The sequence below is a fragment of the Bacillus sp. SIMBA_074 genome (genome assembly GCF_046534555.1).
Lineage (GTDB): Bacteria > Bacillota > Bacilli > Bacillales > Bacillaceae_G > Bacillus_A > Bacillus_A mycoides.
This window is the reverse complement of the sequence record NZ_JAWRYM010000239.1, coordinates 1-332: the sequence shown is the minus strand read 5'-3', so window position 1 is coordinate 332 and position 332 is coordinate 1. Positions and strand designations below refer to the sequence as shown.

The 332-nt window shown below is 34.3% G+C and carries 1 protein-coding gene; it reads right to left on the bottom strand.

The window, feature by feature from the left end:
* Positions 1–14: 14 nt before the first annotated feature.
* Positions 15–332 (bottom strand): prolyl hydroxylase family protein (locus SB773_RS30665; RefSeq protein ID WP_410593997.1); only part of this gene is annotated, 318 nt, incomplete at its 5' end.

Here is a 332-nt window from a genome sequence, read left to right as displayed (position 1 = left end):
CTGACATTTGGAGACTATTTTTTCCTTCTCATCCATTGTGTTGCAACCCATTTTTCTCCAGTAATAACTGGAGCTCCACCATGTAAAGTCAGGTCGTTAAGGTTTTGATCGTTATAGAAATATTCAAAATACACTGCCATTCCTTTTTGAGGTGATACTGAAAAATTCAGTTTAGGAAAAAAAGTTTCTCCTCCATGCTCTACATCATTTAGGTACATGACGATTGTGCTGATTCTATTGTTTTTTGTTGCTTTACTTGCAGATGTAAAAAAATCAAAATGAGCTTTATACTCTTGACCTGGAATATATTTAAGAATTTGAATACCATCCCC